We start from the raw sequence: 15,115 nt of genomic DNA, 5'->3' as shown, positions 1-15,115 counted from the left end.
CGCTTGCATGAATGATCACGGCTGCGGATGCCATTGGCGCAGTACGTCTAATAAGTGAGTCAAGCGTTCTCGGTCACGAGTTGAGACCGCGTGTACAGCATGCTGCGAATCGCTACGCATTACCGGACCGCGACTGGTATCGATGACCAACTTCGCATCCCCTAGCTTCAAATAGGTGACGTCATAGCAGTACGGGTCGTCATCTGCATCGGTCGGCCTCTTATCGTGCAGGAGAAAATCGCTCGCTTTGAGCTTGATCATGTCGATCGGATGACAAAGGTTCCGCGAACTGAATTTGTCTGGAATTTTCGAATTCGGATTCTTTTCGATAGCACTCTTTGTTATGAATCGACCGAAGTTCAGTCGACCAAAGAATTTCGCGCTCTGGTCAACAATCCACACGACGTTGTCTTCAGCTGTGTCTCCACTTTTGCATTGAATCAAGTATTTCCTACTTCCTTGAATCCATAGAGCCGAAAGATCAGTCGATTCGCACAGTCGATCTTGCGCAGCAGCTCGGTTTGTAAAAGAAACCACGCATTCCTGCGCCTCATTGCACCCACCAACCAGATTCTCATTACCCGCTCCGGTTTTTGCGAAACCAACTGATGACCCGCCTCAGATTAAAACAACGAATAACTACATATAGGCCGCAAACATAGGTGGACGCATCAGCCATCCCCATCCATCGATATCTTGAAAATTAGTGTGGCACTCGTTGATGCTATCCGCTTTTTGAGGAATCGATATCGGCTTACCCATCATTGAGAAGGCACGGATAATCTATCCAGTCGATTTCTCATCGAAGAAAGAATACACTTCGCATTCGAGCCACATTTATTTCGCAAAACCAACCACGAATTCTGATCGCGAATGAGTGAACCGACATTTTTGCCTGCATCATGGTATTGAGATATAGATAGCCTATAGGCTTCAGATACACTGCGATCAAATGCTGATAGTTCTATTGACTGACATATCTCTTTTTCCGTCTCATTACTTGATTTTGAGCAATTAAAAGAAGGTCCTGGCTTCTGGCTATCCGTAATCCTTTCTAAAACAAGGATCGTTTCATCGTACCATCTCAGTAGGATCCGATTGCCATCAGCAAGGAATAACCACGAGCCCTGCATGCCTCCGTCTGCCCCCAGGCTGCCATTCCACAATTTATCCTTACAATAGATTTGCATTATCTCGGGATTTTTATCCCGACCGACATCAAGCCGATAGGCTTTTGCATCTGCATGCATGACCGGATACCCATATCCAGCCATACTCTTCCTTATCAACTCCTGTGGATCGGCAGAAGTTATTCTGATCTGTGGTGTCACGCACTCGGAATTTTCCGGAGCATCGCTTGTTACCTGACCTGGTGCGAATGTAAAAATTCGCCCTACTAAACGAGGATCATTCCCTGCATAAAAAGGAGTACGGGACGCCTCCGTATTTATGTGAACTTCGGCAACCTCCCACCTACCCTGTACGGAATCGGGCAAGTCCTTTGCAATAACTGGGATCGCCAAAAATAAAAATAACAAAGTAAAAAAATATAATTTCATCCTTAACGCTCCGAGCAAACCAATGTATCCCGCAAAAAACCATGTTAAATTATTACTCATCTCGGCGGAAGTGGGTGACCATTGAATTCGTATCGGTTATTTTTGTAGAGGTTAACTTCATCTGAACGTCGATTTGTGAGCCCCGACATCACAACGCCTCCGGACGTATTTCCTTCTCTGATTTTTGACATCGCGCACTCTATCTGTCCATTATTTACAAAATTGGTAACGCTTTGCCACCGCCCTGCTGGGTTGTAGGCAAAACTCACGAGCGCATCGAATTCATTTTGGCTAATTTGAACTTTAATCGAATTACGCACCATATTTTCGTAGTGTCCAATAGTGTTACGAAGCAGCTGCACCTGTTGATTATCAGTTAAGTTAACTAAATTGTGATTCGTCGTGGCAAATGTGCTTGCTGCGCTACCTTGCAACCCTGACGCATGTGAGACAGCCTGTGCCGTTGCATCAGGAAGGCCAATAGAGTTCATGTCAGTAGAAATCTCACTTGGAGTTCTTCCTTTCATATCGTATCCCGCGCCAAGTGTTACACCGCTAGCGCCGTGAGGCCAATGCAAATGGTTAGTTACGTTTGCTTGCGCCTCGTGTGCGAATATGAACCATAATCCGTTGTCGGAAATCGCATGTGCATTGGCGTTCCGATAAAAATTTCCCACCAGTCCGATCGGATGAATATGGAAAACGTCTGACGCCGGCAGGTCAGTCAAGCCAGCCTTGACGTCATCCCACCAGACGAGCTTTTCGATCCGCTTCTGTTCCGCCTCGTGCTGAGCCTGTGGGCCGGTCTGCTTTTCGATTTCCACGATAAGTTGCTTCCACTTGTCTGGATTGGCCCACTCGCTCTCGTGCTTGATGATCAACCGCGACATGCGCAAGGCAGTCCACGGGTCCTCCGCGGCGGCGCAGAGATCGTCCGCAGCCCGGCTGCCGTCTCCGGTCGGATATAACGCTCGATAGATCGATGCCATCAGCGGACTGAGTTTGCCGAGCGCAGCCGGTTCCGGCACATCCGCGCCGCTTGCATAGTCGACAAACGCCTGCGCGGTGGCAAACATCGTATGCGCCGGGTCATGCGCATCATCCAGGGGGGGCTGAAAGTCCACCCATGTCTGCGCAAACTCGCGTGTCACCCGCCCACCCGCAAAGTTCTGTTCCCGCACCCAGCCATCGATGGCATTGCCCTGCACGTCCGCGCTGTCCACATGCCACCAGCACCGTTTCTTGCCGTCGGCATCCACGGTGGTTTCGGTTAGCGGATTGCCGCTCTGCTTCGCCAGCTCGGCAAACGCGGCGACCTGGATCACGCCCGTCGGTTTCACACCCTGCCCAGGCTGCGGATACTGCCCGGGCTGGCCTGCTGGCCGGTACAACGTCGTGTTTTTGTCGACGCGCAGGATCGTCGGATCGCCCGGGAGCCCCAGTTGCTGCCAACGGTCGGGATGCGCTCCATTAGCATTGACCCATGCCGCCCCCTGCTCCATAAACGACTTGACGCTGTCGTCACAGAACACCTCGATGTGGACCATGCGGTTGGACGTCTGCTGACTCAACGAGTCGTAGCGCCCAAGATGACCGATCAGGTCGCCCGCCTTCACCGGAAACGGCACGGGCGGCACGACCACGCAATCAATCGACGAGTCCGGCATGACTTCCTCGACAACGGAACCGCCGTTTTCCTTGCCCAGGAATATCCATCCACTGCCCGCATTCGCAGCGACAAGCCCGCCCGCCGTCGGCGCAATCAGTTGCGCGCCATGCGTATCCTTGAGCCGGCCCCAATCTCCATCGCGTTGGCCAATGCTGACCTGTGCTCCCTGTGGCAGGATGCCGAGAATCGTGCCGTGAGGCTTCGTCGCACGTATCCTGATCCCTTGCTGTTCCGTCGGTGCGACCTGGCCGTTCGGGCCGGCGTGAGGCTTGTCCTGAGCGAATTCGGTGACCTTGAACTGGGTCGACCAGTACGCGGGCTTTTGCTGTTTCGGCTGTGACGTGTCACTTTCATAACCCGCCAGATCCTGCAGGTGCATGTACAGGCTGAAAAACTTCAGCGTGGTACCTCGCGGAAACTCCATCGAGTGACGTACCAGCGCAAATCCCGTGCTGTACGGCGCGCTGATCGCCGGCTGGTCATTCTGGGCAGGCATATCGCTGACCGGGTAGGCGCGGTTGATGCGCCACGCCACGACTTCGCCGTCAGCCAGGCATCGAACGCCAAACTTCAGATCAAGCGATCCGCCCGATCCGGCCTCCGTAACGTGAATGCCGCCATGCCACATTCCCTTGCCGCTGACCGAATAGGAGCCCGATGGTTCCTGTTTCAATACCTTGTGAAAGTCGTGCTCATCGGTAAAGTCAGCGGATGAGCCCGCATTGCGTTGACCCTTCTTGCGAAACGGAAAGGCGAAGCCCAGCTGCTTCAGTGGCGGGCTCGCCGGTGCCGGTGTAGGCGTTGTGTTTGCCATGATTACGCTTATTCAGAAAACCCGAAATTCATATCTCCCTTCACATCCTTGAGGGGAACGTCGGACCAGTTGGGGAACGTGAAACTACCACTCGCTGGGTCGCCAGTATTCAGGTTGCCCTTGACTTCGATCTGCCCACTGGGGCTTGCGAGTTCGATCTTCCCGTTGGCGATCTTCACGTAGGCGCCGGAGCCGTCACCCAGCGTGATGCCTTTTGAACCGGTAATGATCACTTCGCCTGTGGACGAGCTGACAGCAACATTTTTGAGCGCCATCAGTTCCATCGCGTCACCTTGGGCCTGGATCTGGATTTTTCCCTTGCTCGAGAAAATCCGGATCCCCAGCGTCGCGGCAAACAGCGAAATCGCTTCGCCAGCAGCCATCGTGATTCGCTTCATCACACCGATATCCAGACCGTCCCCTGCTGTCACAAACATTTGTTTGCGCGTGGCCAGTTGCATGTGCTGGCCACTCACAATGCCTACGCCTTCGGGTGCGCTGGCGACGATCACGGGTTTCTGAAGACTTGTGAGCTTCTGCTCGATGAGCGCGCGCTGCTGATCGATCTCGGCAAGCCACGCCTTTGCCGCATTAGCCGAGTCGTTCAGGGAGCGCATCACGTCCGCTGCCTGACGGAGCGTGGCGTCAGCATCCTGCATGTCAAGTTGCAGGCCCGTCGCGTTGGGCTGAGCTTCTGCGGTAACCAGCACACCCTTTCCACCCCGCACAGCAACGTGACCGCCGGTGCATAATTCAGCCCCCTGCCCCCGTTCCTTCCGCTCGCCATCGACCATATGCCCGAGATTCAGCTCGCTGGTCTGGTAAGGCGTCGTCAGGTGACTGTGCTCGATGCCTGCCTTGTCCTCGATGCGCCACTCGGTACCGCCGGCCGTACGAATGATGTTCCGCGTATTGTTGAGGTTGTTGACGAGATCCGGATGCAGACTGTCGTGCATCGCGCCGATAATGACGGGCCGGTCAGGATCCCCCTGGGTATGGATGATCGCCACTTCCGCGCCGTCGATATACGGAAAATGATGACCGTAGTTGTCGCCGCTGTACGGTTTCGCGAGCCGCACCGCACGGCTCGTGCCGCCTGGGCTCCATTCGTCCAGGTCGAACGGCAGCTTGATCACATACCAGCCTTCCCCCGTCAGATAAGCGTATTTGTAATCCCCGGGCGACGTGATGCGCGCCGGCAGGATGCCGTCGATCACAGGGCGTGTGGCCAAATCGACCGGCGTGCGCCAGACACGGTCCGACGGGATCGCGGTGAAGGTATTCCAGTACGCCTCGCTGCGGCCACCGCCAGACTCCACCGACGTCAGGAGCAGCCCGTGCGGCGCATCCACGGGGTTCTGGTCGAGACGCAACACCTCGCCTGCCTCAATGGCAAAAGCATTGCCCTTACCCGCATAGGTGATCTGCTTCGACAGATGTGCTTCGTGACGCAGCCGTGCAATGCGCTGCCCTTCCTCGGGCGTTTCATAATGCTCGCCCCAGTGGTAGTCGACGGCGTTCGTCGTCCTGTCGTCTCGCGCCGCGTTTTCCTCGACGAGCAGCGACACGCCAGCCTGACGATGGTTATAGTCGTTCAGGCGCACTGCCTCGGGCACGCGTCGCATGCGTCGTTCGAGCGACTTGATGGCTTCGGCGCCAGCGCTCTCCAGCCCGGCGTCACTACGGAACGGCACCGTGCGCTGGTTACGCGCATACGCATCCAGATCGTCGCCAAAAACGATGATCTCGCGGTCCTTTTTCTGCCCGTAGCGAAACCAGATGCCTTCCTCCGCGGCGATGCGCTGGATGAACGCGAACGTAGTCTCGTGATACTGCGTGATGTATTCGTGGCGCTTGTACTTCGCGCGCAGGCTGAACATGAAATCAACGCCTTCGCGAAACCCGTAATGCTTCAGCGTATCCGCGATGATTTCCTGCACGGACTGCTTCTGGAACAACCGGCTCGTGACCGCGCGCGCGAGATCCGCGGTACGTGGCTCGATAACCAGCCTGTAACGGGTCTCATCAGCCGACGTACCGAACTCGTCGAACTGTGTGACGATGCCGTGGATCGTGCGTGCGGGCGGCTTGTCGCTGAATTGCTCCGCCCTCTCGCCGAACATCCTGCGCAAATAGTCGGCGTTCGGGTCGACGGGGTCGATGATGAACTTCGCGGGCCGCCCGAGTACCGCGTCCATCGGGATACCCGCGACGGGACTCGTGAATTCGATCTCGTATCGGTACAGCTCGCTGATCCGGTCAAACCCGCGGAACTTCACCACCGAGAGCGGCGCGGGATGCGGCGCGAGCTTCACCTCGTAAGCCTGGGACGGCAGAACCATCGAACCCATCGATCACTCCGTTGAACATTGACGCCACAGCTGACAAAGCCGGGGCGCGGCGTCGACCTCCTCCGCACACGCCCCGGCGTGCTACATGAGTTACAAGGAATTCACTTCATCAGCCCTTGGCCTTCGGCATCTGCGATACCAGCGACAAGCCGATGTCCATGCCCTCGACCTGGAAGTGCGGGATGATGAAAAGCTTGATGCGGAAGAACCCCGGGTTGTCCTCGATGTCTTCCACCGTGACCTTCGCCTCGCGCAGCGGGTGCGACGCCTGCAGTTCGTCACCCGGATCTTTCATCTCCGTCACGAGACCCTTGATCCAGCTGTTCAGCTCCAGTTCGAGCAGACGGCGGTCCTTGGTCGTGCCGATGTTCTCGCGCTGGATCAGCTTCAGATAATGCGCAATACGCGAGAGCAGGAAGATGTACGGCAGGCGCCCGTTGATGCGGCTGTTCGCAGTCGCTTCCCTCGTCTCGTAGATAGCGGGCTTCTGCGCCGAATTCGCCGAAAAGAAGCACGCGAAGTCGTGATTCTTGTAGAACGACAGCGGAATGAAGCCGAGATTGGCGAACTCGAATTCGCGCGTCTCGGGGATCAGCACCTCGGTCGGGATCTTCGGCTGGGCGCCGGTGCCAAGGTCATACAGATGAACCGGCAGGTCTTCTACCTTGCCACCTGCCTGCGGGCCGCGGATCTGCACGCACCAGCCGTTGCTGGTGAAGCTGCGCACCATGTTCGCCCCGAACGCGAACGACGCATTGACCCACAGATAGCGGTCGTGGTCCGGACCCTTGACGGCTTCCTCGTAGTTGAATGCGCGCACCGGTGTCGTATCCTTGCCGTACGGCAGGCGACCCAGTACGCGAGGCATCGTCAGGCCCACATAACGGGCGTCGTCGGTGTCGCGGAAGCTCTTCCACTTGATGTACTCCGCGCGGTCGAAGTAGTTGCCAATGTCCTGGATCGCCGCGACCTCTTCCATCGACTGCTTGCCGAAGAAGGCCGGCCCCACCGACCCGATGAACGGCATATGCGCGGCGGCAGCCACCTTCGAGATGTTACGCAGCAGACCGACATCCTGCGGCGCGTTGCTGAACTCGTAGTCACTGATCATCGCGCTGATCGGCTGGCCACCCGGCGTGTCGTATTCCTCGATGTAGGTGAGGCGGTACAGCCCGCTCTGGATGATTTCGGGCGTGTCCTCGAAGTCGCGCATGAGCGCCTCCTTCGACACGTCGAGCACCTCGATGCGCGCGTTCTTGCGGAAGTCCGTGCGGCTCACGAGCATTTTCAGGCCGCGCCAGCGGCCTTCGAGTGCCTGGAATTCGGGCGTGTGCATCACCGCGTCAAGCTGCCGGCCGATCTGACGGTCGATCTGGCCGATATGGAAATCGAGCAGCGACTTGTCCAGCCGGTCGACTGGCTTGCTGGCCATGGAGACGAGGTCGAGGAACGCGCTCATGCCACGCGCAATCCGTTCATCGGCGGATGACTCGGAAAGCAGGTCGTTGTCGCGGAACGCTTCGAGCGGACGTGCTTCGCGCACGGGATTGAGATTGATCTTGCTGCACAGCGACGCGTAGACGCTGTCGCTTTCCAGCACGGTGGTCTGCACCGCGCTGCCCTGCCGGATTTCATTCTGGTTCATTTGCTGTCCTGTCTGCGGTACTGGCGCTAGCTGGTTTCGGGATGCAGTAAAGGCGCGCGTGCTTTGAGACCCACCAGCACGCTTGGCCTTCACGCCTTCAGGCATGACCCTCGAGCTGGGGCGCCCCCGTCCCACCGGAACTACCTGCGGTCGTCGCGATCTGCGCGAGTTCTCCCCGCAACTGGTTGGAGAGGCCTCTGTTCCTCAGAATCTTCTCGAATTCGCGGCGGAACGTGCCGTTGTCGAGCAGATTCGACTTGAGATCGCGCAACAGATTGCGCACCGCAAGCAGCGCCTGCAGCTCGGGGATCTGGCGAGCCACCTGTTCCGGCTCGAAGTCCTTGATCGACCTGAACGACAGGTTCACCGGCAGCTCCGAACCATCACCCGCGAGCGTGTTTTGCGCGGCAAGCGTCAGTTGCGGCGCGTAGTCGGCGAGAACAGCATCGAAATTGTTCCTGTCGATATTGACCTTCTTGCGCCCGGCAACGGGCGTCTGCTCCTTGCCCGCGCTGAAGTCGCCCGCGACCAGCAGCTTGAGCGGCAACTCCACCTTCTTCTGGGCGCCGCCCGTATGCAGGTCCAATGTTATCGAGACGCGACTTTTCGGAATCTCGCGCTGAAAACTGTCCATTCGTCATCCTTATAAATGTGAATTCACTCAGGCGCATCGCCGAAGACGGTTCCACGCAACGTAGTGTCGCCCTTAGCGCCGCCGGGAAGCCGGGAAGCCGGCACAACCCGGCTTCCCGACAGCCTTTCGAGATACCTCATAGCGCACGTCTTCCTTCTGCAATTTTTAATGCCGGATCACATTAAACACTGTAGTCCTATTCAAAGTCAAAGGGTCTGGCATTTCACGTATCTCATGGATCGTTAATTTTTGTGAACGCGACAATATTTGACATTTTTTTCATCGCCATCGTGAGATGATCGAAAATGGTTTCAAGCTGACAATGACCTCTTCACCTTGTCGGTATTGGGTCTGTCAATCTACGCAAATACTGATTTCATGAGACCGTTTTGATATTCATCAACCAATATTGATTATTTATGACGGTTTTAAAGAGATGCAATTTTTATCCAAAAATAAACTCAACAAATATTAGATGTTTTGTATATCGAAATAGTTTTAAACGGTATACGAATCCATTTCACGCATATAGAATCCGCAACCGATAACAACCCGCAACACGGCACAAATCACATCCATGCGAATCGACAAACCGCTCTGGTCCGAGGGGGTTGGGCTCAGACATCACCACCTTCAGCAGCAGGAGCGCTGGATCAGCTTCGCGCACCGGCAGTTCGCTTCGGCCGTGATCGCGGAAGGTTGGGGCTCGCTCGGCGTCAGGCTGGATGAGGAAGCGTTGCGCGCGGGCCGCCTGAAACTTTCGCACCTTCAGCTGCGCTTTCCCGACGGCACACCGGTCGACACCGCAGTGGCCGATCCACTCCCTCCCGCGCGCGATCTCGCGCAGAGCGTGCCCGGCGGTGTCCAGCGTGTCGTGGTGCTGGCTGCGTTGCCACTTCTGAATGCGACGGGCAGCAACTGCCGCTTCGATGAAACCTCGCTTGCGCGTCCGCGCCGTTCGTATCGTGAGTTTGTGAACGTCACGGATCTGAATGGCACGTCAGAGGTCGAGATCGCCGCTGAACGCCATGCAGTGCGGCTCCTGTTCGACTTCGAGCCGCATGCGGACGACACCGTCTGTGCGATCGCGCGTCTCACGCGTGGCGCGAGCGGCCAGTTCGAGGCGGACCCGCACTATGTGCCGCCATGCCTGACACTTGCCGGCCATCCCCTGCACATCGAGCGCGTGAAGCGTCTCGCCGACATCCTGCTGGCGAAAAGCGCGGCGCTCGGCGCACGCAAGAGCGAGCGCATCGACGACGTAGCGGAATACGGCGTGGCGGACGTGTCGCTCTTCTGGCTGCTGCACGCCATCCACACGTACTGGCCGCAACTGCGATTTTTCTCCACGCATCCGAACCAGCCGCCCGAACGGCTCTATGGCGTGCTGGCGGAACTGGCCAGCGTGCTGATGACCTTCTCGACCGGCGCCCAGCTCACGGACATTCCGGTCTACGACCATGCGCGCGCGCATGAAGTTTTCGCGAAACTCGAGACCCTGATCCGTGATCTGCTCGACGCGATCATTCCGTCGCGTGTCGTGGCGATCGGACTTGCCCGCAAGAGTCCAACAACGTGGACAGGACAGTTTCTCGACGAGCGGCTGCGCTCCGGCGCCGACTATTACCTGTCGGTCAACGCGAGGCTTACGCCCTTCGAACTGGTCGAGCAGTTGCCGCGACTTTGCAAGATCGGCGCGCCCGACGATGTCGAGCACATCGTGAATTCCGCGCTCGCCGGCATTCCGCTGAAGGCTGTGCAGCGGGTACCCGCCGCCATTCCGGTGCGCCTCGACAACCATTACTTCGCGCTCGATGCGAACGATCCGGCACACGCGAGAATGCTCGCCGCGCATGCCTGCCAGATCTACCTGCCGACGACGGTGCCGGATGCCTCGCTCGAACTCTATGCGGTGCTGCGGTCATGACATCTTTCGTGAACGCGCTGAAAGAAGTCTCCTGGGAGGATCACCAGCCCGGCGGCAAGCGCACCCGGCAGACCGGCATACGTGACCTGTTGCGCGACACGGCGCTGCTCGTGACGACCCTCTCACAGGGCGGTAAGCCTGAATCCGTGACGGAGCTGCGCCAGCGTTGCCAGCAATTGATGGCCCAATTTTCTGCTGCGCTGGAACAACGGGGCGTGGCGGCGGACGTGCGTGACGATGCGCTCTATGCACAGTGCGGCCTGCTCGACGAGACTGTGCTCCGGGCGCTGCCGTTGGACGACAGATCGCAGTGGGATGCTCAACCGCTGCAGGTCGAGCGCTTCGGGAAGCACGACGCGGGTGAGCGCGTATTCGAGCGTCTCACGGAACGCATGCGCGAAGCGGTACCGAACGCGGATCTGCTTGAATGCTACGCCGCGGTGCTCGGGCTTGGTTTCATGGGGCGCTACGCGCGAGAGGGCGAGGCGCAGCACGCAACGCTGATCGCCTCGCTCGATACTCAGCTGCAGAAACTGCGCCCCGCTGCCCTGCACACATTCATCGCCGATCGCAGCGGCTGGCGTCTGGCGGACTGGCTCTACCGGTTCTCGCCGTGGGCGATCGCGGGGTTCGGCTGCGTGGCCGCGGCGCTCGTCTATCTGATCTGGAGCCAGACGCTCGACCTGCAGCTCGCGCATCTGACGCCATCGCTGCCAGCGAAGCCGTGATGGTCGAATTGCGCGCCCCGCAGGACGCCCCCTTGGGGGGCTTGGGTTACCCCTTCCGTACGATGGCGATCTTCGCGGCCACGCTCGTGATCGCCGTGCTGTTTCTTGTCCTGCCGGTCAGCCGCGGTGCTGCGTGGGGGGCGGCGGCAGCCGTAGCGGTGTTCGCCATTCTCCTCGTCGCCCGGCACAGCCGCCAGCTCGCGCGCGCCCAGGCGCAAAGCGCACGCGTGCTGACCGCGCTCGGAACGACCACCGCCGACCTTCCGGTGAGCCTGCGCACGCGGATGCCGCTCGTGATGGTGACAGGCGATGCGCTCACGCAGATCTTCGATCGCGGCGATGGAGAAGAGCGACTTGCTCACGTCGGCGATGGCGCGATCTGGTTGCGGGTTGAGCGGCCGCAGGATCTGCCCCGGCTCGCGGTGGCCGTCAAACAGTGGCGCGACGGCCGCGCACCGGATGGCGTCGCGCTCTCGATCGCCCCTGCGCTGCATGCTGGCGAAGCGTCGCTGACGCAGATGCTGCGCGTCGTGCGCCAGGCATCAGGCGATGCATCGCGCGTGCTTGGCACGCGGCTGCCGGGCTACGTCGCGGTTTACCAGCGGCTGACCGTCGCACCGGCAACGCATGACGTCCCGCAATGGTACGGCGTCTCGTCGGCCACGCGGATCACGGGCACGCAGCGGTTTGAAGAAGTGATGCGAGCCGCCGAACCGGAAGTCCAGCGGGCGCAGGGCGATCGCGAACGAATCCGGCTCGCGGCCGCCCGCGCCGCAGGCCTCGCCGCCGTCGCTGGCTGGACACAGCGTGTTGCGATCGGTGTCCTGACCGACCCACGGCAGCCCGCCGCTCCGTGGGTGCTGTTCGGAGCGGGCTGGATCGACTGCGGCCCGGCCAGTCATCCGGGCACACCGTGGTCGCGCGACGTCGAAAGGCAGACGGCAGTCGTTCCTCCCGCGATGGCCGCTTCCCCTGCGCCCTGGCCGTTGCCCCAGCCGTTGATCGAGGCAATGCCCCGCCGGTTCTGGGTGTCGCCCCGCGTGGCAGCGCTTGCACACGCAATCGCGCTGCTCGCCTGTGCGCTCGCGCTGGCGATGTGGGGCGCGGCCAGGAACAACCAGGCGCTGCTCGCGCGCATCGGCGCTGATCTCGACCGGTTTGCCACAATTCCGCCTGACCATGACACCGCGCGACGCGATGCGTTGCAGTCACTCGTGGCCGACCGCGACCAGATCGACCGCTTCTCGCGTACCGGCGTGCCGATGCGTCTGTCGTTCGGGATGTACCGCGCCGCGGCGCTGATGCCCACGCTCGACGACGCGATTGCCTCGTATCAGGCTCCCCTTCCGCCGCCGACGGTCGTGACGCTCGACAGCATGTCCCTGTTCGACAGCGGCCGCGCCCAGCTCAAGCCTGGCTCGATGCGTGCAATGGTGGGCGCACTGGAAATGATCAAGGCGCATCCGGACAAGCGGGTGCTCGTCGCGGGCTACTCCGATGCCAGCGGCAACCCCGGGTTCAACCAGAAGCTTTCGCTTGCACGCGCGGGTGCCGTGCGCGACTGGCTGGTCGACGCGTCAGGAATACCGGTCACGCAGTTCGCGATCCAGGGCTACGGCGATACGCGGCCCATCGCGGACAACAACACGGATAGCGGTCGTGCCAGAAACCGGCGCGTGGAGATCACGCTGGTGCCGGACGCTCCGTCCCACGGGGACACCCTCTCGTCGAAGGAAGTCCCCTTGCGCCCCGTCCCACAGGGACTCCCATTGGTCGAAGGAAGCGCCCCCGGGGCGACGGGCACCGCAGCCAGCGCCCCATCGACCCCGAAGTAGCACAGCATTTTTCAGTCCCCGAAGCCGGCCGTGCTTCGGGAATTCTAGGCTCGGGGACTGGCTCCGGGCGATTGTCGCAGTACCTTTGAAGGAGTAGAGAAGATGGCAATTCCGGCCTATATGTGGATCAAGGATGACGGCGGTGCGGACGTCAAGGGTTCAGTCACCGTGCAGGGCCGTGAGGGCAGCGTCGAACTCGTCGCGTTCGACCACAGCGTGAATATCCCGACTGACAGCAACACGGGCAAGCTCACCGGCACGCGCGTGCACAAGCCGATCAGGCTGACCAAGGAAACCGATGCGGCCACGCCGTATCTGTACAAGGCGGTGACGAGCGGCCAGACACTGAAGTCGGTCGAGATCAGGTGGTACAGGATCGACGACGCGGGCAAGGAGAAGGAATACTTCAACACGAAGCTCGACAACGTCAAGATCGTCGGCGTCACGCCGAAGATGCTCGACATCAAGAACCCGGCGTACGAGAAGCACAACCACCTCGAAGAGATCGAACTGCGCTACGAAAAAATCACGTGGTCGTACAAGGACGGCAACATCATCCACGCCGACAGCTGGAACGAGCGCGCTTAAACGAGCGTTCCGATGACCTGACGATGTACTCCGGAAGCCGGCACTGGCCCAACGCCCTCACACGTCTGTTGTGTGCCGGCCTTCTTTTCGCCAGTCCCTGCCGGTTCGCCTGCAGCGAGCCTGCGCTTTTTGTAACTGGCGGACCAGCGCTCCGCCGCGCCCATGACCGGGTTCCACCATGACCATGCGCGACGACCATCGGAAGTCCCCGAGGGACTCCACTCATCTGCTTCGCAAGCTCGACCCGCATTGCGCGGTCGCCCTCGAGGCGGCCGCGAGCCTGTGCCAGGCGCGTCTGGCCGGTGAGATCACCGCCGGGCACTGGCTGCTGAAGCTCATCGAGGCCGGCGATGGCGATATTCCCGCCATCCTGCGGCGCCATGAAATCGATATCGACGGCGTGTGGGGCGCGTTGCTCGCGGCAATCGACCGCGTACCCCGAGACCTGCGCGACAAGCCGGCGCTGTCACAATCGCTTGCACGCGAGCTGGAAAGCGCGTGGCTTCACGCGTCAACCAGCGACGCAGCGCAGCCGATCCGCTCGGCGAACCTGCTGCAGGCGATCGTGGATGCAGCGCCCCACAGCGACTTCCATTGGTCGAAGGATGACCCCTTGGAGGAACATGGCGCGCTCGCATCGATTGTGCGTCGGAAGATTGCGAGGATCGCCGAACGTCTGCGCCGTCGGTACGACATCGCGCTCACCGCGAATGCCCTGCCGGGCGCCGGCCATCCGGTTGCAGCAACCATTTGAGGGACCCGACGATGCCCGCCGGACCTTCGCTGTACGACATGTTGCTCGGCCACATCGGCGGCGAGCCGCTCAGCGCCCACGACGACAGGACACTCGAGATCCTGAGCATCCAGCAGAACATCCGCCGCATTCTCAATACGCGCGCGGGAGCGCTCAAGCACCTGCCCGATTTCGGTCTGCCGGATCTGACGAACATCTTCAAGGCGCTGCCTGCGTCGTCGCATCTGCTGAAAAAAGAGATGGAAGCCACGCTGCTGAAATACGAGCCGCGCATTCGTGCGATCGATGTCGACATTATCGAAAACGACGATCCCGGCGTCACCGTGAGCTATGTGATGACCTGTCATCTGAAGAAGGCGGGGCTCGTGCGGTTCGGTACGTATTTCGAGCCGCCGGGCCGCATGCGCATCGAGCGGCGAACCGAAACGAAATAGCCGCATTCAGGCGTAGCGATCCGCGTGGACGAACTCCGCATTTCCATCACATTTTCGCGTCAATACCGTGCTCAAGTGCGCCCGACGGCGCAACATCCCCGCGAAACCGACCGTCAGGTTACAAAAGGCATCGGCGCAAAACCAGGCACAAAACCTGGCCTCGTCAGGAAATCCGGC

11 protein-coding genes and 1 pseudogene are annotated in these 15,115 nt (G+C 59.7%); 6 read left to right on the top strand and 6 right to left on the bottom strand.

Translation table 11 applies throughout. From position 1 onward, the window contains the following. Nucleotides 1-15: 15 nt before the first annotated feature. The 6 genes from LPA37_RS09970 to tssB form a co-directional block, all read right to left on the bottom strand. Nucleotides 16-444 (bottom strand): hypothetical protein, encoded by a 429-nt coding sequence (locus LPA37_RS09970; protein WP_229012442.1) that lies wholly within the window; start codon nt 442-444, stop codon nt 16-18. Between the two features lie 317 nt (nt 445-761). Further along, the gene (locus LPA37_RS09965; RefSeq protein ID WP_229012441.1) at nt 762-1,559 is read right to left on the bottom strand and encodes a lysozyme inhibitor LprI family protein; all 798 of its coding nucleotides are present in this window, start codon (nt 1,557-1,559) and stop codon (nt 762-764) included. A gap of 56 nt (nt 1,560-1,615) precedes the next feature. Continuing rightward, complete coding sequence (locus LPA37_RS09960; protein WP_229012440.1) at nt 1,616-4,042, bottom strand: glycoside hydrolase family protein; 2,427 nt, start codon at nt 4,040-4,042, stop codon at nt 1,616-1,618. Between the two features lie 8 nt (nt 4,043-4,050). Continuing rightward, nucleotides 4,051-6,393 (bottom strand): type VI secretion system Vgr family protein, encoded by a 2,343-nt coding sequence (locus tag LPA37_RS09955; RefSeq protein ID WP_229012439.1) that lies wholly within the window; start codon nt 6,391-6,393, stop codon nt 4,051-4,053. 109 nt (nt 6,394-6,502) lie between these two features. Next, on the bottom strand, nt 6,503-8,038 hold the full coding sequence (gene tssC / locus LPA37_RS09950) for a type VI secretion system contractile sheath large subunit (RefSeq protein WP_229012438.1): 1,536 nt from the start codon (nt 8,036-8,038) through the stop codon (nt 6,503-6,505). A 97-nt stretch (nt 8,039-8,135) separates the two neighbouring features. Further along, a complete protein-coding gene (gene tssB, locus LPA37_RS09945; RefSeq protein ID WP_229012437.1) occupies nt 8,136-8,672 on the bottom strand; it encodes a type VI secretion system contractile sheath small subunit in 537 nt (178 codons plus the stop codon). Between the two features lie 577 nt (nt 8,673-9,249). Here tssB and tssK point away from each other — a divergent pair. From tssK to tssE, 6 genes and pseudogenes are all read left to right on the top strand, one after another. Next, the gene (gene tssK, locus LPA37_RS09940) at nt 9,250-10,599 is read left to right on the top strand and encodes a type VI secretion system baseplate subunit TssK (RefSeq protein WP_229012436.1); all 1,350 of its coding nucleotides are present in this window, start codon (nt 9,250-9,252) and stop codon (nt 10,597-10,599) included. Further along, nucleotides 10,596-11,327, top strand: a complete 732-nt coding sequence (locus LPA37_RS09935; protein ID WP_229012435.1) for a DotU family type IV/VI secretion system protein — start codon at nt 10,596-10,598, stop codon at nt 11,325-11,327. Before tssK ends, LPA37_RS09935 begins: the two co-directional genes overlap by 4 nt. A gap of 62 nt (nt 11,328-11,389) precedes the next feature. After that, the gene (locus tag LPA37_RS09930) at nt 11,390-13,162 is read left to right on the top strand and encodes an OmpA family protein (protein WP_229012468.1); all 1,773 of its coding nucleotides are present in this window, start codon (nt 11,390-11,392) and stop codon (nt 13,160-13,162) included. A gap of 102 nt (nt 13,163-13,264) precedes the next feature. Next, on the top strand, nt 13,265-13,750 hold the full coding sequence (locus LPA37_RS09925) for an Hcp family type VI secretion system effector (protein WP_229012434.1): 486 nt from the start codon (nt 13,265-13,267) through the stop codon (nt 13,748-13,750). Nucleotides 13,751-13,928: 178 nt separating this feature from the next. Next, nucleotides 13,929-14,333: pseudogene (locus LPA37_RS09920) on the top strand (type VI secretion system ATPase TssH); the annotation flags it as partial. A 182-nt stretch (nt 14,334-14,515) separates the two neighbouring features. Beyond that, nucleotides 14,516-14,938 carry a type VI secretion system baseplate subunit TssE gene (gene tssE / locus LPA37_RS09915; protein WP_229012433.1) on the top strand — a complete coding sequence of 141 codons (423 nt, stop codon included), beginning with the start codon at nt 14,516-14,518 and terminating at the stop codon, nt 14,936-14,938. The last annotated feature ends 177 nt before the right edge of the window (nt 14,939-15,115 follow it).

The sequence above is a fragment of the Paraburkholderia gardini genome, from assembly GCF_907164545.1.
GTDB classification, from domain to species: domain Bacteria; phylum Pseudomonadota; class Gammaproteobacteria; order Burkholderiales; family Burkholderiaceae; genus Paraburkholderia; species Paraburkholderia gardini.
Note: the sequence above shows the minus strand (reverse complement) of the source record. Positions and strands in the feature narration are given on the sequence as shown.

Excerpts from the sequence above, each read along its gene's own strand:
- LPA37_RS09935 (WP_229012435.1), top strand. The coding sequence starts at position 10,596 with ATGACATCTTTCGTGAACGCGCTGAAAGAAGTCTCCTGGGAGGATCAC.
- tssB (WP_229012437.1), bottom strand. The coding sequence starts at position 8,672 with ATGGACAGTTTTCAGCGCGAGATTCCGAAAAGTCGCGTCTCGATAACA.
- tssE (WP_229012433.1), top strand. The coding sequence starts at position 14,516 with ATGCCCGCCGGACCTTCGCTGTACGACATGTTGCTCGGCCACATCGGC.
- tssK (WP_229012436.1), top strand. The coding sequence starts at position 9,250 with ATGCGAATCGACAAACCGCTCTGGTCCGAGGGGGTTGGGCTCAGACAT.
- LPA37_RS09925 (WP_229012434.1), top strand. The coding sequence starts at position 13,265 with ATGGCAATTCCGGCCTATATGTGGATCAAGGATGACGGCGGTGCGGAC.
- LPA37_RS09965 (WP_229012441.1), bottom strand. The coding sequence starts at position 1,559 with ATGAAATTATATTTTTTTACTTTGTTATTTTTATTTTTGGCGATCCCA.
- LPA37_RS09960 (WP_229012440.1), bottom strand. The coding sequence starts at position 4,042 with ATGGCAAACACAACGCCTACACCGGCACCGGCGAGCCCGCCACTGAAG.
- tssC (WP_229012438.1), bottom strand. The coding sequence starts at position 8,038 with ATGAACCAGAATGAAATCCGGCAGGGCAGCGCGGTGCAGACCACCGTG.
- LPA37_RS09930 (WP_229012468.1), top strand. The coding sequence starts at position 11,390 with ATGGCGATCTTCGCGGCCACGCTCGTGATCGCCGTGCTGTTTCTTGTC.
- LPA37_RS09955 (WP_229012439.1), bottom strand. The coding sequence starts at position 6,393 with ATGGGTTCGATGGTTCTGCCGTCCCAGGCTTACGAGGTGAAGCTCGCG.